Consider the following 23,258-nt stretch of genomic DNA (forward strand, 5'->3'; position numbering starts at 1 on the left):
GAGATGGCGAAGAAGGCTCTGATCGCTAAGGCTGCTCGCAAGCCCAAGTTCGGTGTGCGTGGCTACACCCGCTGCCAGCGCTGCGGCCGTCCGCACTCCGTGTACCGCAAGTTCGGCCTGTGCCGCGTGTGCCTTCGTGAGATGGCTCACCGTGGCGAGCTGCCGGGCGTGACCAAGAGTTCCTGGTAATCCCCGCTTTTAGGGATTCCTGAAGCTCTCGGTAAGCATCTGGGTCGGCAGGGGCCCTTCTCCGCATGCCGTAGGCTTGTGGGGTTGGGCGTCTGCCGCGCCCGTACGACTTACTACGCCGTAGGTCCACCGCGCCGCACCCGTCCCGTCTCGGATCGGGGAGAGGGATGGCGCACCAGGAAACCCCGGCGAGAGAGGCCGAAGGCCAATTCATGACCATGACTGATCCGATCGCAGACATGCTTACGCGTCTGCGGAACGCGAACTCGGCATACCACGACTCCGTGACGATGCCGGCGTCCAAGATCAAGTCTCACATCGCGGAGATCCTCCAGCAGGAGGGCTTCATCACGGGCTGGCGCGTCGAGGACGCCGAGGTGGGCAAGAACCTCACCCTCGAGCTGAAGTTCGGCCCGAACCGTGAGCGCTCCATCGCGGGCATCAAGCGGATCTCCAAGCCCGGTCTCCGGGTGTACGCGAAGTCCACCAACCTGCCCAAGGTGCTGGGCGGCCTCGGCGTGGCGATCATCTCCACGTCGCACGGGCTCCTCACCGACAAGCAGGCCGGCAAGAAGGGCGTGGGTGGGGAAGTCCTCGCCTACGTCTGGTAGCGGAAGGGAACGGAGGAAACAGCTATGTCGCGTATTGGCAAGCTCCCCATCACGGTTCCCGCCGGCGTGGACGTCACCATCGACGGCCGTACGGTCTCGGTCAAGGGCCCCAAGGGCACGCTGACCCACACCGTCGTCGCGCCGATCGACATCGTCAAGGGTGAGGACGGCGTTCTGAACGTCACCCGTCCGAACGACGAGCGTCAGAACAAGGCCCTGCACGGCCTGTCCCGCACGCTGGTGGCGAACATGATCACCGGCGTGACCCAGGGTTACGTGAAGAAGCTCGAGATCAGCGGTGTCGGTTACCGCGTGACGGCCAAGGGCTCGAACCTCGAGTTCGCGCTCGGCTACAGCCACCCGATCACCGTCGAGGCGCCCGAGGGCATCACCTTCAAGGTGGAGACCCCGACCCGCTTCCAGGTCGAGGGCATCGACAAGCAGAAGGTCGGCGAGGTTGCGGCCAACATCCGCAAGCTGCGCAAGCCCGACCCGTACAAGGCCAAGGGCGTCAAGTACGAGGGCGAAGTCATCCGCCGCAAGGTCGGAAAGGCGGGTAAGTAAGCCATGGCATACGGGCAGAAGATCCTCAAGGGCGACGCCTACAAGCGCGCCGCGATCAAGCGCCGTCACATCCGGATCCGCAAGCGGATCGCCGGTACGGCGGAGCGTCCCCGTCTGGTCGTGACCCGCTCCAACCGCCACATCGTGGCGCAGGTGATCGACGACCTCAAGGGCCACACCCTGGCGTCCGCGTCCACCCTGGACGCGTCCGTCCGCGGTGGCGAGGGCGACAAGTCCTCGCAGGCCAAGCAGGTCGGCGCCCTGGTCGCCGAGCGTGCCAAGGCCGCCGGTGTCGAGGCTGTCGTGTTCGACCGTGGTGGCAACCAGTACGCCGGGCGCATCGCCGCCCTGGCGGACGCCGCCCGCGAAGCCGGGCTCAAGTTCTGAGCCTGCCGTAGCTAGCGGAAACAGAGAGAGGTAATTCCAATGGCTGGACCCCAGCGCCGCGGTGGCGGTGCCGGTGGCGGCGAGCGGCGGGACCGGAAGGGCCGTGACGGCGGCGCTGCTGCCGCCGAGAAGACCGCGTACGTTGAGCGCGTTGTCGCGATCAACCGCGTCGCCAAGGTTGTGAAGGGTGGTCGTCGCTTCAGCTTCACCGCGCTGGTCGTGGTGGGCGACGGTGACGGCACCGTGGGTGTCGGTTACGGCAAGGCCAAGGAGGTGCCGGCCGCCATCGCCAAGGGCGTTGAGGAGGCCAAGAAGCACTTCTTCAAGGTCCCCCGTATCCAGGGCACCATCCCGCACCCGATCCAGGGTGAGAAGGCTGCCGGCGTCGTGCTGCTCAAGCCCGCGTCCCCGGGTACCGGTGTTATCGCCGGTGGTCCGGTGCGTGCCGTGCTCGAGTGCGCCGGTATCCACGACATCCTGTCGAAGTCGCTCGGCTCCGACAACGCGATCAACATCGTGCACGCGACCGTGGAGGCCCTGAAGGGCCTGCAGCGTCCCGAGGAGGTCGCGGCCCGCCGTGGCCTGCCCCTCGAGGACGTCGCTCCCGCGGCTCTGCTGCGTGCGCGTGCCGGGGCGGGTGCGTGATGGCTCAGCTCAAGATCACGCAGGTCAAGTCCTACATCGGCAGCAAGCAGAACCACCGCGACACCCTGCGCTCCCTTGGTCTCAAGGGCATCAACACGCAGGTCGTCAAGGAGGACCGCCCCGAGTTCCGCGGCATGGTGCACACCGTCCGCCACCTCGTGACGGTCGAGGAGGTCGACTGATCATGGCGGAGCAGAACCCGCTCAAGATCCACAACCTCCGTCCCGCCCCGGGCGCCAAGACCGCCAAGACCCGTGTCGGTCGTGGTGAGGCGTCGAAGGGTAAGACGGCCGGTCGTGGTACCAAGGGTACGAAGGCCCGTTACCAGGTTCCGGAGCGCTTCGAGGGTGGCCAGATGCCGCTCCACATGCGCCTCCCGAAGCTGAAGGGTTTCAAGAACCCGTTCAAGACCGAGTTCCAGGTCGTGAACCTCGACAAGCTGGCAGCGCTCTACCCCGAGGGTGGCGAGGTCACGGTCGAGGGTCTGGTGGCCAAGGGTGCCGTTCGCAAGAACAGCCTCGTCAAGGTCCTCGGCCAGGGCGAGATCTCCGTGGCGCTGCAGGTGACGGTGGACGCCGTCTCCGGCTCCGCCAAGGAGAAGATCACCGCCGCCGGCGGTACGGTCACCGAGCTCGTCTGATTCCTTCAGGCGCCTCGATGACGTAGACGATCCCGACCGGGGATACCCCACAATGGGGTATCCCCGGTCGGTCGTTCCGGGGGAGGCAGTGTCGCCGGTAAGGTGGCCTGCACTGTTCTTTTTCTGTATCCGTCGTTCAGTATCCGTCGAACCTCAAGACCGTCACCCTTGACGCAGTTGCGCGGGGGTCGCAGGAGGCACCGTGCTCACCGCGTTCGCCCGGGCGTTCAGGACGCCCGACCTGCGCAAGAAGCTGCTGTTCACGCTGGCCATCATCGTGGTCTACCGGGTCGGTACCCACGTTCCGATCCCGGGCGTCAACTACAAGGCCGTCCAGCAGTGCATGGACGAGGCGTCCGCCAACCAGGGCCTCTTCGGTCTGGTCAACATGTTCAGCGGTGGCGCACTGCTGCAGATCACGATCTTCGCGCTCGGGATCATGCCGTACATCACGGCGAGCATCATTCTGCAGCTGCTGACCGTGGTCATCCCGCGCCTGGAAGCCCTGAAGAAGGAGGGCCAGGCGGGTACGGCGAAGATCACCCAGTACACCCGGTACCTGACGGTGGCGCTGGCCATCCTGCAGGGCACGGGTCTGGTGGCCACCGCCCGCAGCGGCGCGCTGTTCAATGGCTGCCAGGTGGCCAGCTCGATCGTCCCTGACCAGGCGATCTTCACCACCATCACCATGGTCATCTGCATGACCGCCGGTACGGCCGTCGTCATGTGGCTCGGTGAGCTGATCACCGACCGCGGCATCGGCAACGGCATGTCGATCCTGATGTTCATCTCGATCGCCGCGACCTTCCCGTCCGCGCTGTGGGCCATCAAGAAGCAGGGCTCCCTGGCCGGCGGCTGGATCGAGTTCGGCACCGTCATCCTGGTCGGCCTGGTCATGGTCGCGCTCGTCGTCTTCGTGGAGCAGGCCCAGCGCCGCATCCCGGTGCAGTACGCGAAGCGCATGATCGGGCGTCGTTCCTACGGCGGTACGTCCACGTACATCCCGCTCAAGGTGAACCAGGCGGGTGTGATTCCCGTCATCTTCGCCTCGTCGCTGCTCTACATTCCCGCGCTGGTGGCCCAGTTCGCCGGGGGCAACTCGGGCTGGAAGCAGTGGGTCGAGGGGCATCTGACCAAGGGCAACCACCCGATTTACATCGTTTCGTACTTCTTGCTCATCGTTTTCTTCGCGTTCTTCTATGTGGCGATCTCCTTCAACCCCGAGGAAGTCGCCGACAACATGAAGAAGTATGGTGGCTTCATCCCGGGCATCCGGGCTGGCCGACCGACCGCTGAGTACCTGAGCTACGTGCTCAACCGGATCACCTGGCCGGGTTCGCTGTATCTGGGAGTGATCGCTCTCGTGCCGACAATGGCGTTGGTGGGCTTCAATGCGAGCGGGAACTTCCCGTTCGGCGGGACCAGCATCCTGATCATTGTGGGTGTCGGTCTCGAGACGGTGAAGCAGATCGAGAGCCAGCTCCAGCAGCGCAATTACGAAGGGTTCCTCCGCTGATGCGTATCGTCCTCGTCGGGCCGCCCGGTGCCGGTAAGGGAACGCAAGCCGTCCGGCTCGCAGAGAAGCTGGCCATCCCGCACATCTCCACCGGTGACCTGTTCCGGGCCAACATCAGCCGACAGACGGAGCTGGGCAAGCTCGCGAAGTCCTACATGGACGCCGGCAACCTCGTACCCGACGAGGTCACCATCGCGATGGCCAAGGACCGCATGGAGCAGGCGGACGCGGAGAACGGCTTCCTGCTGGACGGCTTCCCGCGCAACGTCTCGCAGGCCGAGGCGCTGGACCGGCTGCTGGACGAAGAGGGCATCAAGCTGGACGCCGTCCTGGACCTGGAGGTCCCGGAGGAGGAGGTCGTCAAGCGGATCGCCGGCCGGCGCATCTGCCGCAACGACTCGTCCCACGTGTTCCACGTGACGTACAGCCAGCCGAAGCAGGAGGGCGTGTGCGACGTCTGCGGCGGTGAGCTGTACCAGCGCGACGACGACTCCGAGGAGACCGTCCGGACGCGGCTGGAGGTCTACCACACGCAGACCGAGCCGATCATCGACTACTACAAGTCGCAGGGCCTGGTCGTGACGATCTCCTCCCTGGGCCCGGTGGACGAGATCACGCAGCGGGCGCTGGAGGCGCTCAAGCGCGAGAAGGCCGAGAACAAGTAGATCGCGGTCCTTCCGGCCGCGGTGCCCTCCCCGGGCGCCGCGGCCGTAGTGTTGTGTAGGTAACCCAGTCGACGTGAGTGACGGAGAGCGCAGGCCCCCCATGGTGCAGATCAAGACCCCCGAGCAGATCGCCAAGATGCGTGCGGCGGGCCTGGTCGTAGCCGCCATCCACGCGGCCACTCGCGAAGTCGCCGTCCCCGGCGCCAGCACCAAGGACCTGGACGAGGTCGCCCGCAAGGTGCTCGCCGAGCACGGTGCCAAGTCGAACTTCCTCGGCTACGGCGGCTTCCCCGCGACCATCTGCACCTCGGTCAACGACGTCGTGGTCCACGGCATCCCCTCCGACGACGTCGTCCTGAAGGACGGCGACGTCATCTCCATCGACTGCGGCGCGATCGTCGACGGCTGGCACGGCGACGCCGCGTACACCGCCTTCGTGGGCTCCGGTCACGCTCCGGAGCTGATCGAGCTCTCCCGGGTGACCGAGGAGTCCATGTGGGCCGGCATCGCGGCCATGAAGCAGGGCAACCGCCTGGTCGACGTCTCCCGGGCCATCGAGACGTACATCCGCCGCCAGCCGAAGCCCGGCGGCGGCCGCTACGGCATCATCGAGGACTACGGCGGCCACGGCATCGGCACCGAGATGCACATGGACCCGCACCTGCTGAACTACGTCGACCGCCGCCGCGGCAAGGGCCCCAAGCTGGTCCCCGGCTTCTGCCTCGCGATCGAGCCGATGGTTTCCCTCGGCACCCCGCGGACCGAGGTCCTCGAGGACGACTGGACGGTCATCACGACCGACGGCAGCTGGTCCTCCCACTGGGAACACTCGGTCGCGCTGACCGAACAGGGCCCGCTGGTGCTCACCGCTCCCGACGGCGGCAAGGCGAAGCTGGCCGAGTACGGGGTGACGGCGGCACCGGATCCGATGGGCTGATGACGGCCGCGCCACGAGCCGCCGGTCGGAGGCCGACGCAGCCCCGCGAAGCTTGTGAGGCGCCCCTGGCGCCGAGCCCGCGAGCGGGGCGTCGAGGATCGGTCGACTGGACGGTCATCACGACCGACGGCAGCTGGTCCTCCCACTGGGAACACTCGATCGCGCTGACCGAACAGGGCCCGCTGGTGCTGACGGCCCCGGACGGCGGCAAGGCCAAGCTCGCCGAATACGGCAACACGGCCGCCCCGGACCCGCTGGGCTGATGTCGGCCCCCGCCGGGACCGACGGCAGCTGTTTCCTCCCACCCCTTGCATGGCGATCTTCTGTGTGGGGCAGGTTTCCTCGATTCGTGTTTCCGGGTGCGCTGACGTAGACTGACTCGTCGGCTCTCGTGCACCCGCATGTCCGCATGCGCCCGTAAGGGAAGTAAGAGAGTCGATCAAGGTAGTCGATTCGAAGGGCGAAGCGTGGCCAAGAAGCAAGGTGCCATCGAGATCGAGGGCACTGTCGTCGAGTCTCTGCCGAACGCCATGTTCAAGGTCGAGCTCCAGAACGGCCACCAGGTCCTGGCACACATCAGCGGCAAGATGCGTATGCACTACATCCGCATCCTCCCTGACGACCGGGTCGTGGTGGAGCTGTCTCCGTACGACCTGACGCGTGGCCGGATCGTCTACCGGTACAAGTAGATCTTGCCCGTATCCCGCTCCGGCGGGGTGGTGGCACTGACCCGGAGAACCTCAATCCCATGAAGGTCAAGCCGAGCGTCAAGAAGATCTGCGACAAGTGCAGGGTGATCCGCCGTCACGGTCGGGTCATGGTCATCTGCGAGAACCCGCGCCACAAGCAGCGCCAGGGCTGACGCACGACCGATCCCTCTGCACCCGCAGAGATTCGCGCGACGCAAGCTGAATATGTTCATACGCAGAGCCCGAGCCATCCAGCTCGACACCCCCGGTTCGGAGGCCGGGGACCCGGTTCGTACCTCGTACGGCGGCCGGGAGCCGGCTTTGCGGAAGACCTCCGAAGATCACCAGGAGCCATTGAATGGCACGCGTTTCCGGTGTTGACATCCCGCGCGAAAAGCGTGTGGAAGTCGCCCTCACCTACGTGTTCGGCATCGGCCGGACGCTCTCCCAGCAGACGCTGGCCGAGACCGGTATCGACCCGAACACCCGCGTTCGTGACCTGAGCGAAGAGCAGCTGGTCGCGATCCGCGAGTACGTCGACAACAACATCAAGACCGAGGGTGACCTCCGTCGCGAGATCCAGGCCGACATCCGCCGCAAGGTCGAGATCGGCTGCTACCAGGGTCTGCGGCACCGCCGCGGTCTGCCCGTCCGCGGTCAGCGCACCAGCACCAACGCCCGCACCCGCAAGGGCCCGCGTCGCGCCATCGCCGGCAAGAAGAAGCCGGGCAAGAAGTAGTCCTCAGCGGACAACGCTTCATCAGCGGTCTTCGCTGTAGGACCGACCACCTCCCCGTAGGAGTTACTAGATGCCCCCCAAGGGACGTCAGGGCGCTGCCAAGAAGGTGCGCCGCAAGGAAAAGAAGAACGTCGCTCACGGCCACGCGCACATCAAGAGCACGTTCAACAACACGATCGTGTCGATCACGGACCCGTCCGGCAACGTGATCTCCTGGGCCTCCGCCGGCCACGTCGGCTTCAAGGGCTCCCGGAAGTCCACGCCGTTCGCCGCGCAGATGGCCGCCGAGTCGGCTGCCCGCCGCGCCCAGGAGCACGGCATGCGCAAGGTCGACGTGTTCGTCAAGGGCCCGGGCTCCGGTCGTGAGACCGCGATCCGCTCCCTGCAGGCCACGGGCCTCGAGGTCGGCTCCATCCAGGACGTCACCCCGACCCCGCACAACGGCTGCCGTCCGCCGAAGCGTCGTCGCGTCTGACGCGTCGCCTTCGCGGCCTGCGGTTCCGGGCGGTACCACCCCTTCGGGGTCGTACCGCCCGTACCCTTGCAGTACCCCGTGTTGCGTGAGCGGCACGGTCCGTCGGGCGTCAAATAGCGGGCGTCCACGAATGAAGGATCTGATCCACACATGCTGATCGCTCAGCGTCCCTCGTTGACCGAAGAGGTCGTCGACGAGTTCCGCTCCCGGTTCGTGATCGAGCCGCTGGAGCCGGGCTTCGGCTACACCCTCGGCAACTCGCTCCGCCGCACCCTCCTGTCGTCGATCCCCGGCGCTGCTGTCACCAGCATCCGCATCGACGGCGTCCTGCACGAGTTCACCACCGTGCCGGGCGTCAAGGAGGACGTCACCGACCTGATCCTCAACATCAAGCAGCTGGTCGTCTCCTCGGAGCACGACGAGCCGGTCGTGATGTACCTGCGCAAGCAGGGCCCGGGTCTGGTCACCGCCGCCGACATCGCGCCCCCGGCCGGTGTCGAGGTGCACAACCCCGACCTCGTCCTCGCCACGCTCAACGGCAAGGGCAAGCTGGAGATGGAGCTGACCGTCGAGCGCGGTCGCGGCTACGTCTCCGCCGTGCAGAACAAGCAGGTGGGCCAGGAGATCGGCCGTATCCCGGTCGACTCCATCTACTCGCCGGTTCTGAAGGTCACGTACAAGGTCGAGGCCACGCGTGTCGAGCAGCGCACGGACTTCGACAAGCTGATCGTCGACGTCGAGACCAAGCAGGCGATGCGTCCCCGTGACGCCATGGCCTCCGCCGGTAAGACCCTGGTCGAGCTGTTCGGTCTCGCCCGCGAGCTGAACATCGACGCCGAGGGCATCGACATGGGTCCGTCCCCGACGGACGCCGCGCTGGCGGCCGACCTCGCGCTCCCCATCGAGGAGCTCGAGCTGACCGTCCGCTCGTACAACTGCCTCAAGCGTGAGGGCATCCACTCCGTGGGTGAGCTGGTCGCGCGCTCCGAGGCCGACCTCCTGGACATCCGCAACTTCGGTGCGAAGTCCATCGACGAGGTCAAGGCGAAGCTGGCCGGCATGGGCCTGGCCCTCAAGGACAGCCCGCCCGGATTCGACCCGACCGCCGCTGCCGACGCCTTCGGCGCCGACGACGACGCGGACGCGGGTTTCGTGGAGACCGAGCAGTACTGATCGGTTCCACCTCCGGGGGTCTCACCGAGACCCCCGGATCTCCGACAGACAACCGTCTGCTCGGATACTGACCCCGGTACCTGACACGGCCGGGGCAGACACACAGGAGAAGAACAATGCCGAGGCCCACCAAGGGTGCCCGTCTGGGCGGCAGTGCCGCGCACGAGAAGCTGCTCCTCGCGAACCTCGCGAAGTCGCTGTTCGAGCACGGTCGTATCACCACCACCGAGGCGAAGGCCCGCCGCCTGCGCCCGTACGCCGAGCGTCTGGTCACCAAGGCGAAGAAGGGCGACCTTCACAACCGCCGTCAGGTGCTCCAGGTCATCACGGACAAGAGCGTCGTCCACACGCTCTTCACCGAGATCGGCCCGCGGTACGAGAACCGTCCCGGTGGCTACACCCGCATCACCAAGATCGGTAACCGCCGTGGCGACAACGCGCCCATGGCTGTCATCGAGCTGGTCGAGGCGCTGACGGTTGCCCAGCAGGCGACCGGTGAGGCCGAGGCCGCCACCAAGCGTGCGGTCAAGGAGGCCGAGGAGGCCAAGGAGACCCAGGTCGAGGAGACCGAGGCTCCGGCCGAGGAGTCGAAGGACGCCTGAGGCTCTGCCTGACGCTGGAAGCGGGTTCGCCCTTCGGGGCGGGCCCGCTTTCGCGTTTTTTTGAAAGGGATGTGTCCTGAGAGGATTCCCGCGTGAGTGACGAAGTACAGCCCGGGTACGTCCGTGTCCGCCTCGACCTGTCCTACGACGGCACCGACTTCTCCGGGTGGGCCAAGCAGGCCGGTGGCCGGCGGACCGTACAGGGCGAGATCGAGGACGCACTGCGCACGGTGACGCGGTCGCGGGAGACGTACGAGCTGACCGTCGCGGGACGTACCGACGCCGGGGTGCACGCGCGCGGCCAGGTGGCGCACGTGGACCTGCCCGAGGGGGTGTGGCGCGAGCACCACGAGAAGCTGCTCAAGCGGCTCGCCGGGCGCCTGTCCAAGGATGTGCGGGTGTGGGCTCTCAGAGAGGCGCCCAGCGGCTTCAACGCCCGTTTCTCGGCCGTCTGGCGGCGTTATGCATACCGGGTGACGGACAACCCCGGAGGCGTCGACCCGCTCCTGCGCAACCACGTCCTGTGGCACGACTGGCCGCTCGACGTCGAGGCCATGAACGAGGCCGCGCGGGCGCTGCTCGGCGAGCACGACTTCGCCGCGTACTGCAAGAAACGGGAGGGTGCGACGACGATCCGTACGCTCCAGGAGCTGAGCCTTGCGCGGGGTGCGGACGGGATCATCACCGCGACCGTGCGGGCCGACGCGTTCTGCCACAACATGGTGCGCTCGCTGATCGGCGCGCTGCTGTTCGTCGGCGACGGCCACCGGGGCCCCGAGTGGCCCGGGAAGGTGCTGGCCGCGGGGGTGCGCGACTCCGCCGTGCACGTCGTACGACCGCACGGGTTGACCCTGGAGGAGGTCGGTTACCCCGCCGACGAGCTGCTGGCCGCCCGGAACAAGGAGGCCCGGAACAAGCGCTCGCTTCCGTCGGCGGGGTGCTGCTGAGACCTACTGGTTCGCTGCGGCCGAGGCCTGGACCTCGCCGCGGCGCCAGATCTGGCGGAAGGTGAACTCCTGAAGGTCGTCGCTGACCGCGAAGGCCTTGGTGTCCTTCTTGGTGACGTTCTTGCCGTTCGTGAAGCCGGTGATCGTGAAGTAGCCGTAGCGGCCGACGGCGTTGCGGGTCGAGAAGCAGATCGCGCCGTCGCAGAAGGACTTGACGCCCTTGCCGGACAGCGAGCGCACGATGCTCTTGTCGTCGGTCTGGGACTTGGCCTTCGCGGTCTGAGCCGCGGTGTCGAAGACGGCGACGCCGACGGTGACCGCGATGCCGTCCTTGGTGTAGGTGGCGCGGATCAGGCGGGTGCAGCCGTTCGCGGTGAGGATCTTGGGCAGGGTCGCGTCGGCGGCGGAGGCACAGTTCTTGGTGTCCGCGGTGGCGCCCTTCTTGTACACCGCGCTGCCCATGGTCAGCTGGGTGCCCGGGAACAGCGTCTCGGGGCTCAGCGGCGCGGTGTCCTTCTTCGCGCTGGATATGAAGTCCTTCGGGTCCAGCGGCGGCGGGGCGCTGGTGGGGGCGAAGGACGGTGCCGTGGCCGTGCCGCTCGGCAGCGAGGCGCTGGCGGGCAGGTTGGTGGGGTTGCCCGAGGCCTTGTTGTCGCCGTTCGCGGACACGACGGCCATCGCGACGGCGGTGCCGACCGCGATCGTGGCGAGCGCGCCGCCGCCGATGAACAGCAGCCTGCGACGCTTGTTCCGGGTCTCCGAGGCCTCCGCCAGCGCGGCCCAGTCCGGAGTCCCGTCGTCGCCCCCGCTGCTCCACGGCTGCTGGGAATTAGGTTTCCAGGGATCCCACTGAGACTGGGGTCCCCCCTGCCCGTAACTCATGGGGCGCATCTTAGACGGGGGGCGGGGGGTGCTGGAGTGCCTCGGTCGGCATGCCTTGTTTGTCCGTCGACATGAGGGGGAAGAGCCTCGTTTTGACCCTGCCGGGGGCGCCCAGGTATTCTGCCTCTTCGTTGTGTATTGGCTTGCTCATTCTCACGGGACGGGCCCTTACACCGGTCCACCGGGCCGATGACCAGCGATCAGCACGCGGTTTGCGTCACCGTGGTGCGGTCGAGGCTGTCGTGATCGTTTCGGTGACCTGTTCAGGACCATTCACTCGAAGCGAAGGCTACGAACCGTGCGTACGTACAGCCCCAAGCCCGGCGATGTGACGCGCCAGTGGCACGTCATCGACGCTCAGGACGTTGTCCTGGGTCGTCTCGCCACCACCGCCGCCACCCTTCTGCGGGGCAAGCACAAGCCGATCTACGCGCCGCACGTCGACGCTGGTGACTTCGTCATCATCATCAACGCCGACAAGGTGCACCTGTCCGGCAACAAGCGGACCCAGAAGATGGCGTACCGCCACTCCGGCTACCCGGGTGGTCTGCGCTCCGTCCGTTACGACGAGCTGCTCGACAAGAACCCCGAGAAGGCCATCGAGAAGGCCGTCAAGGGCATGCTCCCGAAGAACACCCTCGGCCGTCAGATGCTGTCGAAGCTGAAGGTCTACAAGGGTGAGCAGCACCCGCACGCTGCCCAGCAGCCGGTGCCGTTCGAGATCACCCAGGTCGCGCAGTAAGTCCGGCCACCCCCTAAGACTGAACAGAATCTGAGGAGAATCGTGGCCGAGACCACTGCCGAGCAGCCGCTCGAAGAGCTTGACATCGACAGCTACACCACCGAGTCCGAGGTTCCGGTGGAGGGCGAGTACACCTCCGAGTCCCTCGCCTCGCGCTTCGGTGAGCCCCAGCCGGCTGCCGGCCTGGGCCGTCGCAAGAACGCCATCGCCCGCGTCCGGATCGTTCCGGGCACCGGCAAGTGGAAGATCAACGGTCGCACCCTCGAGGACTACTTCCCGAACAAGGTGCACCAGCAGGAAGTCAACGAGCCCTTCAAGGTGCTCGAGCTCGAGGGCCGCTACGACGTCATCGCCCGCATCGCGGGTGGCGGTGTCTCCGGTCAGGCCGGTGCGCTCCGTCTCGGTGTCGCCCGTGCGCTGAACGAGGCCGACGTCGACAACAACCGCGGCCCGCTCAAGAAGGCCGGCTTCCTCCGCCGCGACGACCGTGCGGTCGAGCGCAAGAAGGCCGGTCTGAAGAAGGCCCGCAAGGCTCCGCAGTACAGCAAGCGCTAATCAGCAGCTGCCTGCTCGTACTCCGAACGCCCCGGCGGCACGCCACATGTGCCGTCGGGGCGTTCGTTTATCCCGGCCAAGGGCGTATAACGACACAAGACGCTCAAAGGCTGGTGTGATCGGATGTTCAGCCGTCTGCCATCATTCCCGGCAGCAATGACGCTTCCCTTGGAGGACACGTGGGACGACTCTTCGGTACGGACGGCGTGCGCGGTGTCGCCAACGCGGACCTGACGGCCGAGATGGCGCTCGGCCTGTCCGTGGCGGCGGCGCATGTGCTGGCCGAGGCGGGCACCTTCGAGGGCCACAGGCCGACGGCGGTGGTCGGACGGGACCCGCGTGCGTCCGGAGAGTTCCTGCAGGCCGCCGTGGTCGCGGGCCTGGCCAGTGCCGGCGTCGACGTGCTGACCGTGGGCGTCCTGCCGACGCCGGCGGTGGCGTACCTGACCGGCGCGCTCGGCGCGGACCTGGGCGTGATGCTCTCCGCCAGCCACAACGCCATGCCGGACAACGGCATCAAGTTCTTCGCCCGCGGCGGCCACAAACTCGCCGACGACCTCGAGGACCGGATCGAGGCCGTGTACGACTCCCACCGGCACGGCGAGCCCTGGCAGCGGCCCACCGGTGCCGGGGTCGGCCGCGTGCGGTCGTACGACGAGGGCTTCGAGCAGTACATCGACCATCTGCTGGCGGCGCTGCCGAACCGTCTCGACGGCCTGAAGATCGTCCTGGACGAGGCGCACGGTGCGGCCGCGGGGGTCTCGCCGGAGGTGTTCTCGCGGGCCGGCGCCAAGGTCGTCACGATCGGCGCCGAGCCGGACGGGCTCAACATCAACGACGGCTGCGGCTCCACCCACCTGGACGAGCTGAAGGCCGCGGTGCGCGAGCACGGCGCGGACTTCGGCATCGCGCACGACGGTGACGCCGACCGCTGCCTGGCCGTGGACCACACCGGCGAGGAGGTGGACGGCGACCAGATCCTCGCCGTGCTCGCGCTGGCGCTGCAGGAGCGCGCCGAGCTGCGCTCCGACACCGTGGTCGCGACCGTGATGTCCAACCTGGGCTTCAAGCTGGCGATGGAGCGGGCGGGGATCCGCCTGGTGCAGACCGCCGTGGGCGACCGGTACGTGCTGGAGGAGATGAAGGAGCACGGGTACGCCCTGGGCGGTGAGCAGTCCGGGCACGTGATCATCCTCGACCACGCGACCACCGGTGACGGCACGCTGACCGGGCTGCTGCTGGCGGCGCGGGTGGCGCAGACCGGTCGTACGCTGCGGGAGCTGGCCGCCGTCATGGAGCGGCTGCCGCAGGTCCTCATCAACGTGCCGGACGTGGACAGATCCCGCGTGCAGACGTCCGCCGACCTGGCAGCCGCCGTCGCCGAGGCGGAGCGGGAGCTGGGCTCCACCGGGCGGGTGCTGCTGCGTCCCTCGGGCACGGAGCCGCTGGTCCGCGTGATGGTCGAGGCGGCGGACATCGAACAGGCCCGCGCGGTCGCCGGCCGCCTGGCCGATGCCGTGAAGTCGGCCCTCGGCTAAGCGGCTTCCCGCTGCTGCCGCTGTCTGGCCCAGAGCCATTTCTGGGCCAGCAGGGTGAGCATGCCCGCCAGGACGATGCCCAGGAGGTTCAGCAGGAGCTGGACCGTGGAGCCCCAGGCCTGGCGGTACTCGGTGTAGGCGAAGGCCACGGCCGCGTTGGCCGCTGCCGGGACCGTGGTGACCGAGATGGCCACGCCCACCAGGGCACCGGACTTCGCCGAGGTCAGGGAGAGGGTGCCGGCGATCCCGGCCAGGACCGCCACGACGAAGGAGAAGGCGTCGGGGCGGTAGATGAAGTTGGTGTTGGGGCGTTCCGCCTCCAGCCGGACCTTGGTGAACAGGTCGATGCCGTCCATGGCGTAGGTGAAGCCGACCGTCACCAGCATGGCCACCGCGAAGCCCACCAGCAGCGCGGTCAGTGAACGCAGGGCGAGGCGTGGGGTGCGCTGCACCAGGGCCGTGCAGATGCCGGCCAGTGGCCCGAACTCGGGGCCGACGGCCATCGCGCCCACGATCAGGATCGCGTTGTCCAGCACCACACCGCAGGCCGCGATCATGGTGGCGATCGTGAGGAAGGCGACGTAGGTGACCGACAGCGTCGACTCCTCGTGCGTGGCCTCCCGCAGGTGCTCCCACAGCACCGCGTCCGCGCCCTCGCCCGGTGCCTCCTCCTCGGCCTTGTCGGCACGGCGGGACAGGGTGAGGTCGATGTCCTCCACGGCGATCGAGCCGGTCTCGTCCAGCCCCAACCGGCGTAGTCCGCCGATGAGTTCGTCCCCGGCCTCGCGGGCCGCGTCGCACATGACGACGTCCCCGGCGGGGTTGCGGGCGGCCTTCGGCAGTACGACGAGGTGGGTGGTACCGACCGTCTGCTCGATCAGCCGCACCACCTCGTCCGTCTTCTCGGCGGGAGTGATCAGGCGCAGATGCAGCATGGCGCCTTTCTAACAGGCGTCCATGAACGGGTCACAGCTTGCGCAGGCGCAGCCGCTGGACCTTGTGGTCCGGGCCCTTGCGTACGACGAGGGTGGCGCGGCCGCGGGTCGGGGCGATGTTCTCGACCAGGTTGGGCTTGTTGATGGTGCGCCACTGGGTGCGCGCGTAGTCGAGGGCCTCCTCCTCGGAGACCTGGGTCCACTTGCGGAAGTACGAGGACGGGTCCTGGAAGGCCGTCTGGCGCAGCTTCTTGAAGCGGTTGAGGTACCAGCTCTCGACGTCGTCGGCGCTCGCGTCGACGTACACGCTGAAGTCGAAGTAGTCGGCGAGGCCGACGCGGGTGCGGCCGTCCTTGCCGGGGAGGGCGGGCTGCAGGACGTTCAGGCCCTCGACGATCAGGATGTCGGGCCGGCGTACGACGAGCTTCTCGCCCGGGACGATGTCGTAGATGAGGTGGGAGTAGACGGGGGCGGTGACCTCGTCCTTGCCCGCCTTGATGTCGGCGACGAACCGGGTCAGCGCCCGGCGGTCGTACGACTCGGGGAATCCCTTCCGCGACATCAGTCCGCGGGCCTGCAGCTCCTTGGTCGGCAGCAGGAAGCCGTCGGTCGTGACCCGCTCCACGCGCGGGTGCTCGGGCCAGCGGGACAGCAGGGCCTGGAGCAGACGTGCCACGGTCGACTTGCCGCACGCCACGGATCCGGCGATCCCTATCACGAAGGGCGTGCCGGACTGGGAGCCCCCTTCGCCCAGGAACGTGTTCAGGGCGTTTCTGAGCCCGTCCGTGGCGCCGACGTAGAGGTTGAGGAGGCGGGAGAGCGGGAGGTAGATGTCCCGCACCTCGTCGAGGTCGATGACGTCGCCGAGGCCGCGGACCTTCTCGACCTCTTCGGCGGTGAGCGGCAGCGGAGTCTTGTCGCGCAGCGCGCTCCACTCGGTACGGGTGAGGTCGACGTAGGGAGTCGCCTCCGGCTTGGGCCGGTGGGCGCTCCGGGGCATCGAGGAGACCGGTGAGATCACAGTCCATTGTTAACGGAGTTTGAACGGGGGTGCGGGGTGGGGTGCGTCACGTCGCCGCTGGGTCAGCCGGTGAAGGAATGGGGGCCGAAGCGGCCCCACGCCACGAAGGCGGCCAGGGCGAGCAGGACCAGGACCACCGGGAGGGCCTGGGCCTCCTGGCGGCGCAGGTGCGTGATCATCGCGCCGATCATCAGCAGCACCCAGCCGACGGCGGCCAGCGGCACCAGGACCGGCGCGATGTGGAGCGCGCCGGGCAGGATCAGGCCCACCGCGGCCAGCACCTTGAGGGCGCCGATGGCCTTGACGGTGCCGTCGCCGAAGTCCTCGACCCAGGCCCAGCCGGAGGCGGCCAGCTTCTGGCTGGGCTGGATCAGCAGCATGGCGCCGCCGGCCAGGGCGCCCACGGCCAGCAGTCCCGCAGTGATCCACAGAGCGATGTTCATGAGGTTCTCCTCGCGGAGTTGATGTGATCGTCTCAGCGGTACGACGACACGGCCCCTCGGGATGTGAGGTGCCGCGCCGACCTCACAGTCCGGTGCGCTGTCCCGTCGTACTGGTGAGTGCGGACACGACCAAGGGAGTCGGCGACACATGAGCACGCAGTCCGGGCCTGCAGACGGCCCGATCGATCCGGGCCTGAGCGCGATCACCAGCGAGCGGCGTCAGCTGATCAATCTCGGGTACCGGCTCCTGGGCTCCCTGGCCGACGCCGAGGACGTCGTGCAGGAGACGTACGCCCGCTGGTACGCCATGTCCCCGGCGCAGCGGGACGCCATCGACTCCCCGGGCGCCTGGCTGACGAAGGTCGCCGGTCGTATCTGCCTGGATCTGCTGCGCTCGGCACGGGTCCGGCGGGAGCGCTATGTGGGCGAGTGGATCCCGGAGCCGCTGCCCGATCGGACGGAGTGGATCAGCGGGCGGCCGGGCGGCACCGTCGTCGACCCGGCCGACCGCGTCACCCTCGACGAGTCGGTCAACATGGCCTTCCTCGTCGTGCTCGAAGCGATGACCCCGGCCGAGCGCGTCGCGTTCATCCTGCACGACGTCTTCCGCTATCCCTTCGCCGAAGTGGCCGAGATCGTCGGCCGTACCCCGGCGGCATGTCGCCAGCTGGCCACGTCGGCCCGCCGTCGCATGCGTGCCTCGCACGCTCCCGTGACTCCCGCAGCCCGCCGTGCCGACGTCGTCAGGGACTTCAAGCGGGCCTGGGAGGCCCAGGACATCGACGCGCTCATCGGCCTCCTCGACCCCGACGCCACGGCGATCGCCGACGGCGGCGGCCTCGCCCAGGCCGCGCTGCACCCCGTCGACGGCGGCGAGCAGGTCGCGCGCTACCTCGTCGGTCTCTCCGCCCGGGCGGTCGGCATGACGCTCCTGGAGCGCACGGTCAACGGCCAGCCCGGAGTGGTCGTCCAGCAGGACGGTGTCACCGCGGCGGTGCTGGCCTTCGACGTCGTGGGCGACCGGGTCCACCGCATCTGGGCCGTACGGAACCCCGAGAAGCTCCGGCCCTGGACCGCGCAGGACAGCGGGCCTACCTGGTGAGTTCGGACGGTTCGTCCAGTCGCGTCAGCTTCCGCGGGTTGCGCACCACGTAGATACGGGTGATCCGCCCGTTCTCGACCTGGAGGCTCACCGCGGACGGCTCGCCGTCGAACGCGAGTCGGCCCGCGGGGGCTCCGTTGAGCCACACGTCCGTCGCCTCGAACCCGGCCACCCTCTGGTTCACGCCCGCGAGCAACGGTGCCACGAGTTCGGCTCCATGGATCGGCGTCAGCGCGGCGGCCACCAGCCCGCCACCATCGGCGATCATGACCACGTCCGGTGCCATGACCTCCATCAGCTCCTGCAGGTGCCCGGTGCGCAGCGCGGCCAGGAACCGCTCCACCACCGCCTGCTGCTCCGATCGGCTCACCTGCACCCGTGGTCGGCGGGCCGCGACGTGCTCGCGGGCCCGGCGCGCGATCTGCCGCACCGCGGCCGCTGACTTCCCGACGGCCTCGGCGATCTCGCCGTACGGCAGCTCGAAGACCTCGCGGAGCACGAAGACCGCCCGCTCGGTCGGCGCGAGCGTTTCGAGCACGGTCAGCACCGCGATCGAGACGCTCTCCGCGAGTTCGACGTCCTCGGCGACATCGGGGCTGGTCAGCAGCGGTTCCGGCAGCCACTCGCCGACGTAGTCCTCGCGGCTGCGTGACAACGTGCGCAGGCGGTTGAGCGCCTGCCGGGTGACGGTCCGGACGAGGTACGACCGCGGGTCACGCACCTGTGCGTGGTCGACGCCGGCCCACCGCAGCCAGGACTCCTGCAGCACGTCCTCCGCGTCGGCCGCCGACCCGAGCATCTCGTAGGCGACCGTGAACAGCAGGCTGCGATGGGCGACGAACGGGTCCTGCGTCATGCGCCCGACGCCGCGCCGGAGTCGGCGGGCCGCGCGGCCAGGGGAATCTCGCACGCGTCGGAGTAGCCCTGCGACGTGATCCCGTGCGCCGTGTTGGTCCTGGTCGCGAAGTTGGCGAAGGCGATGAACACGGTCAGCTCGACCAGCGCCGCCGGGCCGAGCCGGTCGAGCAGGCTCGCGGACAGCTCGTCGGTGACGGTCGTCGGCGTGTTCGTCATGGCCTCGGCGTACTCCATGACGTCCCGCTCCAGCGGCGTGAACACGTCCGACTCCCGCCAGCGCGGCACCTGGCTCGCCTTGGCCAGGTCCAGGTTCTGGTTCTGCGCCTGGAAGTAGCCGATGTCGAGGCACCAGCTGCAGCCGACCTGTGCCGCGACGGCCATGTGCGCGAACGACTTGAGGCTCGCGTCGGCCGCGTCCCACTCGGCCACCCTGGCCCCGAACTCCAGGTTGGCCAGGGCGAGGGCGGGGTTGTTGAACGCCACCTCGACGGGCTCGGGCACGACACCGAGCTGCTTGATCATGTTCTCCTTCAGCTCGGTGGGAAGCTCCGCCTTCGGAATACGCGGTGTCATGGGGTCTCCTTGTCCCGGTGGTCTGTCGGCCTCTCTGGCATGAAGACACCGCCGGGCCCGCGCGTGTGACACCCGCCGAGTTGATGATCCGGGTCGTCGTAGAGCTTCGTACCCCGGTGGGAATTTCCGAATTCGGGCAAGCTGAGGGCGATTTCGGGGGCGTCGGACCGTAGGCTGCCGCTCATGTGCGGAATCGTGGGATACGTGGGGTCGCAGTCGGCGCTCGAGGTCGTGATGGCCGGGCTGAAGCGGCTGGAGTACCGGGGTTACGACTCGGCGGGTGTCGCCGTGCCGGCGGACGGCGGGCTGGCCGCGGCGAAGAAGGCCGGGAAGCTGGTCAACCTGGAGAAGGAACTGGTCGAGCGGCCGCTTCCGGCGGGCTCGACGGGCATCGGCCATACACGTTGGGCCACCCACGGCGGCCCGACGGACGCGAACGCGCACCCGCATCTCGACAACGCCGGCCGGGTGGCGGTCGTCCACAACGGCATCATCGAGAACTTCGCGTTGCTGCGGGCCGAGTTGGCCGAGCGGGGACACGAGCTGTCGTCCGAGACGGACACCGAGGTGGTCGCGCACCTGCTGGCCGAGGAGTTCTCGTCGTGCGCCGATCTCGCCGAGGCCATGCGGCTGGTGTGCCGGCGTCTGGAGGGCGCGTTCACGCTGGTCGCGGTGCACGCCGACGAGCCGGACGTGGTCGTGGGCGCGCGCCGGAACTCCCCGCTCGTGGTGGGCGTGGGGGAGGGCGAGGCGTTCCTGGCCTCCGACGTCGCCGCGTTCATCGCCCACACCCGCTCGGCGATCGAGCTGGGCCAGGACCAGGTGGTGGAGCTGCGCCGGGACGGCGTGAAGGTGACCGGCTTCGACGGCCGCGACGCGGACGTGCGCTCCTACCACGTCGACTGGGACGCCTCGGCCGCCGAGAAGGGCGGCTACGACTACTTCATGCTCAAGGAGATCGCCGAGCAGCCGAAGGCGGTCGCCGACACGCTCCTGGGCCGTATCGACGCGGCCGGTTCCCTCACCCTGGACGAGGTCCGGATCTCGCCGTCCGAGCTGCGCGAGGTGGACAAGGTCGTCATCGTCGCGTGCGGGACGGCCTTCCACGCCGGCCTGATCGCCAAGTACGCCATCGAGCACTGGACGCGGATCCCGTGCGAGGTGGAACTGGCCAGCGAGTTCCGCTACCGGGACCCGATCCTGGACGGCCGCTCCCTGGTGATCGCCATCTCCCAGTCCGGCGAGACCATGGACACCCTGATGGCGCTCCGGCACGCGCGGGAGCAGGGCTCGAAGGTCCTGGCCATCTGCAACACCAACGGTTCGACGATCCCTCGCGAGTCGGACGCGGTGCTGTACACGCACGCCGGGCCCGAGGTGGCCGTCGCCTCCACCAAGGCGTTCCTGACCCAGCTGGTGGCGTGCTACCTGGTCGCCCTGTACCTGGGCCAGGTGCGGGGCACCAAGTGGGGCGACGAGATCCGTGCCGTGATCCGGGACCTGTCGCAGATCTCGGGCGAGGTCGAGCGCGTGCTGGACACGATGGAGCCGGTACGGGCCCTCGCCCGGTCCCTGGCCGACAAGAACACGGTGCTGTTCCTGGGCCGGCACGTGGGCTATCCGGTCGCCCTCGAAGGAGCCCTCAAGCTCAAGGAACTCGCCTACATGCACGCCGAGGGCTTCGCGGCGGGCGAGTTGAAGCACGGTCCGATCGCGCTGATCGAGGAGGACGTGCCGGTGGTGGTCGTCGTTCCGTCGCCGCGTGGCCGGTCCGTCCTGCACGACAAGATCGTCTCCAACATGCAGGAGATCCGGGCGCGGGGCGCGCGGACGATCGTGATCGCGGAGGAGGGGGACGAGGCGGTGGTTCCGTACGCCGACCACCTGATCCGGATCCCGGCCACGCCGACGCTGCTGCAGCCAATGGTGGCGACGGTGCCGCTGCAGGTGTTCGCGTGCGAGCTGGCCACCGCCCGTGGCAACGAGGTGGACCAGCCCCGCAACCTGGCGAAGTCGGTGACGGTGGAGTAGCAGGCGTTCCCGGGAGTCAGCCGCGCTCGCGCCGGGCGTGGCGGTACGCCTTGCGGGTGTAGGCGATCACCAGGGCGGTCGGCAGCATCGCGCGGGTCAGGTGAATCAACGCCGCGTGGGCCGAGTCGGACGTCTGGAGGATGGCGATCAGGAGGCCCAGGCCGAACACCGCCTCCGCCACCACCAGGAGTACGAACCAGACCGGCAGGTGCCGCAGGCCAGGAGACGCCGACTTCCTGGCCTCGTCGCCCCCGCCCTGCGGCACGGGGGCCGTCTCTCGCATCTCCCGCTCGCGCGGCTGCGGAATCCGTTCCGGGTCACGGGCCGGCAGCGCGACGACCGCGGCGGCGGGGACGGCCGCGTCCAGCACGGCGATCCGCTCGGCCGTGACGTCCCGGAACAGGGTCGGCTCGACAGCCACGCGGAAGCCGTCGAGGCCGGTCAGGAAGCGGGCCCCGTCGGGGCGGGCGGTCATCGCGGCGCAGGCGTCGTACCGCACGGTGACCGGGCCGCCCGGCAGCAGCAGACTCACCCCCTCGGCTCCGATGACGAGCGTGACGCCGTCGTTCTCCAGCGACTGGTGCCGGGTGCCGGTGACCGCGGACGACGAGTACTGCGGGGCGAGCGTGAAGCCCGCCCAGTCGGCGCCGCGGGCGGGCACCTGGAACAGCCCGCCGTCCCACGCCTCGCGGGCGATCTCGCGCAGGTCCGCGACCGTGACCGCCTCCAGTTCAGCCTTGTGCTGTTCCGGGGAGAGGATCTCGTGGCCGAGGAGCAGGCTGAGCGCGTTCGACGGCAGCGTGGCGGCGCCGAGGTCGGGTGTGTCGTACCGCTTGAGCAACTTGCCGCGCACCGAGTCCAGTTCGGCCTGTTCGATGCGGCCCGCGCGCAGCCCGGCGAGCGTGTCGACGAAGGCGCCGACCACCGCGTCCTGCTTCTCGGGCAGCGCGTCGGCGTACGCGGTGAGGGTGGCGAAGTCGGCGTCGCGGGGGGAGTAGTGGGCCTCCGCCGTGTAGGAGTAGCCGCCCTCCTGGCGCAGGTCCCGGAACAGGGCGCGGCCCAGAACGTCGGCGAAGACGGCGGCCGCGGTGGAGCGGCGCAACACGCTGTCGAAGACGACGTGGCCGTCGTCGCCGCGGATGTAGGCGGGGGTGACGGGCAGCGAGCCGGACGCGGCCGGGGCCGGGATGCGGCGGCCTGCGGGCAGGGTGAGGTCCAGGCCGTCCGGTACGTGGTCGCAGGTCATCCACAGCACCGCGTTGTCCCTGGTGAAGCGGGTCTGGGCCCACTGCTGCACCTGATCGGCCGTCAGGCTCCAGGTGCCGAGTTCGTCGTAGCTGGACAGGCCGTAGCCCTGGGCGCCGTAACGCCACAGCGGCATCTGCGAGTTGGGGCCGTTCGCGCGGCCCGCTGCCTCCGTGCGGAGGATCTCCTTCTCCGTCTCCAGACGGTCCAGTGGCAGGTCGCGCAGGGCCGCGCAGAGGTCGTTGAGGTACGTGACGACCTCGTCCTCGTCGCCGGTGACGTGGAAGTGGGTGTACGTGTTCGCCGTGGCGCCGTTGTAATGCACGTCGGACACGCCCAGCCGGTGCAGCGCGAGGTGTTCGACGAGGTGGGTGACGCCGGACGTGGACAGGGTCTCGTCGGCGCGGCCCACGCGGAAGAAGAGACCGGCGGTGATCTGGCCAGGTCGGGGTGCGTGCAGGGTGGGGATGCCGTGGACGGCGGTGTGCGTGATCAGGCCGTCGGGGGCGGTGAGGTCGGTGGTGTCGACGACGTCGTTCAGTCCCGTGGTCATG

General features: G+C 68.6%; 29 protein-coding genes and 1 pseudogene. 23 read left to right on the forward strand and 7 right to left on the reverse strand.

Annotated elements, in window-relative coordinates; genetic code table 11:
* Window positions 1–3: 3 nt before the first annotated feature.
* The 18 genes and pseudogenes from ACFY3C_RS21935 (at window position 4) to truA (ending at window position 10,779) form a co-directional block, all read left to right on the forward strand.
* Window positions 4–189, forward strand: a complete 186-nt coding sequence (locus ACFY3C_RS21935) for a type Z 30S ribosomal protein S14 (protein WP_003948630.1) — start codon at window positions 4–6, stop codon at window positions 187–189.
* A gap of 212 nt (window positions 190–401) precedes the next feature.
* Window positions 402–800, forward strand: a complete 399-nt coding sequence (gene rpsH / locus ACFY3C_RS21940; protein WP_116148541.1) for a 30S ribosomal protein S8 — start codon at window positions 402–404, stop codon at window positions 798–800.
* A 24-nt stretch (window positions 801–824) separates the two neighbouring features.
* Entirely contained in the window at window positions 825–1,364 is a 540-nt protein-coding gene (gene rplF / locus ACFY3C_RS21945; RefSeq protein WP_020941678.1) for a 50S ribosomal protein L6, read from the forward strand.
* Between the two features lie 3 nt (window positions 1,365–1,367).
* Window positions 1,368–1,751 carry a 50S ribosomal protein L18 gene (rplR, locus tag ACFY3C_RS21950; RefSeq protein WP_067299854.1) on the forward strand — a complete coding sequence of 128 codons (384 nt, stop codon included), beginning with the start codon at window positions 1,368–1,370 and terminating at the stop codon, window positions 1,749–1,751.
* A 39-nt stretch (window positions 1,752–1,790) separates the two neighbouring features.
* Window positions 1,791–2,396: a 30S ribosomal protein S5 gene (gene rpsE / locus ACFY3C_RS21955; protein WP_015658456.1), complete on the forward strand. Its 606-nt coding sequence runs from the start codon at window positions 1,791–1,793 to the stop codon at window positions 2,394–2,396.
* Window positions 2,396–2,578: a 50S ribosomal protein L30 gene (rpmD, locus tag ACFY3C_RS21960; protein WP_003974250.1), complete on the forward strand. Its 183-nt coding sequence runs from the start codon at window positions 2,396–2,398 to the stop codon at window positions 2,576–2,578. Before rpsE ends, rpmD begins: the two co-directional genes overlap by 1 nt.
* A 2-nt stretch (window positions 2,579–2,580) precedes the next feature.
* Window positions 2,581–3,036: a 50S ribosomal protein L15 gene (gene rplO, locus ACFY3C_RS21965; RefSeq protein ID WP_023547373.1), complete on the forward strand. Its 456-nt coding sequence runs from the start codon at window positions 2,581–2,583 to the stop codon at window positions 3,034–3,036.
* Window positions 3,037–3,238: 202 nt separating this feature from the next.
* On the forward strand, window positions 3,239–4,552 hold the full coding sequence (gene secY, locus ACFY3C_RS21970) for a preprotein translocase subunit SecY (RefSeq protein WP_386577196.1): 1,314 nt from the start codon (window positions 3,239–3,241) through the stop codon (window positions 4,550–4,552).
* Window positions 4,552–5,217, forward strand: a complete 666-nt coding sequence (locus ACFY3C_RS21975) for an adenylate kinase (protein WP_389187609.1) — start codon at window positions 4,552–4,554, stop codon at window positions 5,215–5,217. The genes secY and ACFY3C_RS21975 overlap by 1 nt, the downstream gene beginning before the upstream one ends.
* A gap of 100 nt (window positions 5,218–5,317) precedes the next feature.
* Window positions 5,318–6,154, forward strand: coding sequence for a type I methionyl aminopeptidase (gene map / locus ACFY3C_RS21980; protein WP_390771995.1), 837 nt, complete (start codon window positions 5,318–5,320; stop codon window positions 6,152–6,154).
* A gap of 119 nt (window positions 6,155–6,273) precedes the next feature.
* Window positions 6,274–6,417, forward strand: a pseudogene (locus ACFY3C_RS21985) (type I methionyl aminopeptidase); the annotation flags it as partial.
* Between the two features lie 204 nt (window positions 6,418–6,621).
* Complete coding sequence (gene infA / locus ACFY3C_RS21990; protein WP_003948620.1) at window positions 6,622–6,843, forward strand: translation initiation factor IF-1; 222 nt, start codon at window positions 6,622–6,624, stop codon at window positions 6,841–6,843.
* 59 nt (window positions 6,844–6,902) lie between these two features.
* Entirely contained in the window at window positions 6,903–7,016 is a 114-nt protein-coding gene (gene rpmJ / locus ACFY3C_RS21995) for a 50S ribosomal protein L36 (RefSeq protein WP_003998809.1), read from the forward strand.
* 185 nt (window positions 7,017–7,201) lie between these two features.
* On the forward strand, window positions 7,202–7,582 hold the full coding sequence (gene rpsM, locus ACFY3C_RS22000; protein WP_020135802.1) for a 30S ribosomal protein S13: 381 nt from the start codon (window positions 7,202–7,204) through the stop codon (window positions 7,580–7,582).
* Window positions 7,583–7,652: 70 nt separating this feature from the next.
* On the forward strand, window positions 7,653–8,057 hold the full coding sequence (gene rpsK, locus ACFY3C_RS22005) for a 30S ribosomal protein S11 (RefSeq protein WP_003956432.1): 405 nt from the start codon (window positions 7,653–7,655) through the stop codon (window positions 8,055–8,057).
* Window positions 8,058–8,207: 150 nt separating this feature from the next.
* The gene (locus ACFY3C_RS22010) at window positions 8,208–9,230 is read left to right on the forward strand and encodes a DNA-directed RNA polymerase subunit alpha (protein WP_003966937.1); all 1,023 of its coding nucleotides are present in this window, start codon (window positions 8,208–8,210) and stop codon (window positions 9,228–9,230) included.
* Window positions 9,231–9,346: 116 nt separating this feature from the next.
* The gene (gene rplQ, locus ACFY3C_RS22015) at window positions 9,347–9,832 is read left to right on the forward strand and encodes a 50S ribosomal protein L17 (RefSeq protein ID WP_386578316.1); all 486 of its coding nucleotides are present in this window, start codon (window positions 9,347–9,349) and stop codon (window positions 9,830–9,832) included.
* Window positions 9,833–9,924: 92 nt separating this feature from the next.
* Window positions 9,925–10,779, forward strand: a complete 855-nt coding sequence (truA, locus tag ACFY3C_RS22020) for a tRNA pseudouridine(38-40) synthase TruA (RefSeq protein ID WP_386578318.1) — start codon at window positions 9,925–9,927, stop codon at window positions 10,777–10,779.
* Window positions 10,780–10,782: 3 nt separating this feature from the next.
* On the opposite strand, the gene ACFY3C_RS22025 is transcribed toward truA, so the two are convergent.
* The gene (locus ACFY3C_RS22025) at window positions 10,783–11,661 is read right to left on the reverse strand and encodes a hypothetical protein (RefSeq protein WP_386578319.1); all 879 of its coding nucleotides are present in this window, start codon (window positions 11,659–11,661) and stop codon (window positions 10,783–10,785) included.
* A gap of 298 nt (window positions 11,662–11,959) precedes the next feature.
* Here ACFY3C_RS22025 and rplM point away from each other — a divergent pair, with 298 nt between their 5' ends.
* The 3 genes from rplM (at window position 11,960) to glmM (ending at window position 14,496) form a co-directional block, all read left to right on the forward strand.
* Entirely contained in the window at window positions 11,960–12,403 is a 444-nt protein-coding gene (rplM, locus tag ACFY3C_RS22030) for a 50S ribosomal protein L13 (RefSeq protein WP_386578320.1), read from the forward strand.
* A gap of 42 nt (window positions 12,404–12,445) precedes the next feature.
* Window positions 12,446–12,958, forward strand: a complete 513-nt coding sequence (gene rpsI, locus ACFY3C_RS22035) for a 30S ribosomal protein S9 (RefSeq protein ID WP_003998795.1) — start codon at window positions 12,446–12,448, stop codon at window positions 12,956–12,958.
* Between the two features lie 179 nt (window positions 12,959–13,137).
* Window positions 13,138–14,496, forward strand: coding sequence for a phosphoglucosamine mutase (glmM, locus tag ACFY3C_RS22040; protein ID WP_390771924.1), 1,359 nt, complete (start codon window positions 13,138–13,140; stop codon window positions 14,494–14,496).
* Here the strand turns inward: glmM and ACFY3C_RS22045 are convergent.
* From ACFY3C_RS22045 to ACFY3C_RS22055, 3 genes are all read right to left on the reverse strand, one after another.
* Window positions 14,493–15,431: a DUF389 domain-containing protein gene (locus tag ACFY3C_RS22045; protein WP_390771925.1), complete on the reverse strand. Its 939-nt coding sequence runs from the start codon at window positions 15,429–15,431 to the stop codon at window positions 14,493–14,495. The genes glmM and ACFY3C_RS22045 overlap by 4 nt on opposite strands.
* Window positions 15,432–15,462: 31 nt before the next feature.
* A complete protein-coding gene (gene coaA / locus ACFY3C_RS22050) occupies window positions 15,463–16,431 on the reverse strand; it encodes a type I pantothenate kinase (RefSeq protein WP_386578490.1) in 969 nt (322 codons plus the stop codon).
* An 83-nt stretch (window positions 16,432–16,514) separates the two neighbouring features.
* Complete coding sequence (locus tag ACFY3C_RS22055; protein WP_390771926.1) at window positions 16,515–16,895, reverse strand: DoxX family protein; 381 nt, start codon at window positions 16,893–16,895, stop codon at window positions 16,515–16,517.
* 148 nt (window positions 16,896–17,043) lie between these two features.
* On the opposite strand from ACFY3C_RS22055, the gene sigJ reads away from it, so the two are divergent.
* Window positions 17,044–17,997 carry an RNA polymerase sigma factor SigJ gene (gene sigJ, locus ACFY3C_RS22060; protein WP_390771927.1) on the forward strand — a complete coding sequence of 318 codons (954 nt, stop codon included), beginning with the start codon at window positions 17,044–17,046 and terminating at the stop codon, window positions 17,995–17,997.
* On the opposite strand, the gene ACFY3C_RS22065 is transcribed toward sigJ, so the two are convergent.
* On the reverse strand, window positions 17,987–18,853 hold the full coding sequence (locus ACFY3C_RS22065; RefSeq protein ID WP_390771928.1) for an RNA polymerase sigma-70 factor: 867 nt from the start codon (window positions 18,851–18,853) through the stop codon (window positions 17,987–17,989). The two genes, sigJ and ACFY3C_RS22065, sit on opposite strands and share 11 nt — an antisense overlap.
* Entirely contained in the window at window positions 18,850–19,428 is a 579-nt protein-coding gene (locus ACFY3C_RS22070; RefSeq protein ID WP_390771929.1) for a carboxymuconolactone decarboxylase family protein, read from the reverse strand. Before ACFY3C_RS22070 ends, ACFY3C_RS22065 begins: the two co-directional genes overlap by 4 nt.
* Window positions 19,429–19,611: 183 nt before the next feature.
* Between ACFY3C_RS22070 and glmS the strand changes: the two genes are divergently transcribed.
* Window positions 19,612–21,459 (forward strand): glutamine--fructose-6-phosphate transaminase (isomerizing), encoded by a 1,848-nt coding sequence (gene glmS, locus ACFY3C_RS22075; RefSeq protein WP_390771930.1) that lies wholly within the window; start codon window positions 19,612–19,614, stop codon window positions 21,457–21,459.
* Between the two features lie 16 nt (window positions 21,460–21,475).
* On the opposite strand, the gene ACFY3C_RS22080 is transcribed toward glmS, so the two are convergent.
* Window positions 21,476–23,257: a M16 family metallopeptidase gene (locus ACFY3C_RS22080; RefSeq protein WP_390771931.1), complete on the reverse strand. Its 1,782-nt coding sequence runs from the start codon at window positions 23,255–23,257 to the stop codon at window positions 21,476–21,478.
* Window position 23,258: the final 1 nt, after the last annotated feature.

This window comes from Streptomyces sp. NPDC001410 (genome assembly GCF_042895235.1).
Classification (GTDB): Bacteria; Actinomycetota; Actinomycetes; order Streptomycetales; family Streptomycetaceae; genus Streptomyces.

Bases quoted from the DNA above. Each gene is read 5' to 3' on its own strand.
- rpsE (WP_015658456.1), top strand. From the start codon at position 1,791: ATGGCTGGACCCCAGCGCCGCGGTGGCGGTGCCGGTGGCGGCGAGCGG.
- glmS (WP_390771930.1), top strand. From the start codon at position 19,612: ATGTGCGGAATCGTGGGATACGTGGGGTCGCAGTCGGCGCTCGAGGTC.
- ACFY3C_RS21975 (WP_389187609.1), top strand. From the start codon at position 4,552: ATGCGTATCGTCCTCGTCGGGCCGCCCGGTGCCGGTAAGGGAACGCAA.
- ACFY3C_RS22055 (WP_390771926.1), bottom strand. From the start codon at position 16,895: ATGAACATCGCTCTGTGGATCACTGCGGGACTGCTGGCCGTGGGCGCC.
- coaA (WP_386578490.1), bottom strand. From the start codon at position 16,431: ATGCCCCGGAGCGCCCACCGGCCCAAGCCGGAGGCGACTCCCTACGTC.
- rplR (WP_067299854.1), top strand. From the start codon at position 1,368: ATGGCATACGGGCAGAAGATCCTCAAGGGCGACGCCTACAAGCGCGCC.
- rplF (WP_020941678.1), top strand. From the start codon at position 825: ATGTCGCGTATTGGCAAGCTCCCCATCACGGTTCCCGCCGGCGTGGAC.
- rpsM (WP_020135802.1), top strand. From the start codon at position 7,202: ATGGCACGCGTTTCCGGTGTTGACATCCCGCGCGAAAAGCGTGTGGAA.
- ACFY3C_RS21935 (WP_003948630.1), top strand. From the start codon at position 4: ATGGCGAAGAAGGCTCTGATCGCTAAGGCTGCTCGCAAGCCCAAGTTC.
- ACFY3C_RS22010 (WP_003966937.1), top strand. From the start codon at position 8,208: ATGCTGATCGCTCAGCGTCCCTCGTTGACCGAAGAGGTCGTCGACGAG.
- ACFY3C_RS22045 (WP_390771925.1), bottom strand. From the start codon at position 15,431: ATGCTGCATCTGCGCCTGATCACTCCCGCCGAGAAGACGGACGAGGTG.
- sigJ (WP_390771927.1), top strand. From the start codon at position 17,044: ATGAGCACGCAGTCCGGGCCTGCAGACGGCCCGATCGATCCGGGCCTG.
- rpsK (WP_003956432.1), top strand. From the start codon at position 7,653: ATGCCCCCCAAGGGACGTCAGGGCGCTGCCAAGAAGGTGCGCCGCAAG.
- ACFY3C_RS22080 (WP_390771931.1), bottom strand. From the start codon at position 23,257: ATGACCACGGGACTGAACGACGTCGTCGACACCACCGACCTCACCGCC.
- rplO (WP_023547373.1), top strand. From the start codon at position 2,581: ATGGCGGAGCAGAACCCGCTCAAGATCCACAACCTCCGTCCCGCCCCG.
- rpmJ (WP_003998809.1), top strand. From the start codon at position 6,903: ATGAAGGTCAAGCCGAGCGTCAAGAAGATCTGCGACAAGTGCAGGGTG.
- rpsH (WP_116148541.1), top strand. From the start codon at position 402: ATGACCATGACTGATCCGATCGCAGACATGCTTACGCGTCTGCGGAAC.
- ACFY3C_RS22065 (WP_390771928.1), bottom strand. From the start codon at position 18,853: ATGACGCAGGACCCGTTCGTCGCCCATCGCAGCCTGCTGTTCACGGTC.
- rpmD (WP_003974250.1), top strand. From the start codon at position 2,396: ATGGCTCAGCTCAAGATCACGCAGGTCAAGTCCTACATCGGCAGCAAG.
- map (WP_390771995.1), top strand. From the start codon at position 5,318: ATGGTGCAGATCAAGACCCCCGAGCAGATCGCCAAGATGCGTGCGGCG.
- ACFY3C_RS22070 (WP_390771929.1), bottom strand. From the start codon at position 19,428: ATGACACCGCGTATTCCGAAGGCGGAGCTTCCCACCGAGCTGAAGGAG.
- ACFY3C_RS22025 (WP_386578319.1), bottom strand. From the start codon at position 11,661: ATGAGTTACGGGCAGGGGGGACCCCAGTCTCAGTGGGATCCCTGGAAA.
- rplQ (WP_386578316.1), top strand. From the start codon at position 9,347: ATGCCGAGGCCCACCAAGGGTGCCCGTCTGGGCGGCAGTGCCGCGCAC.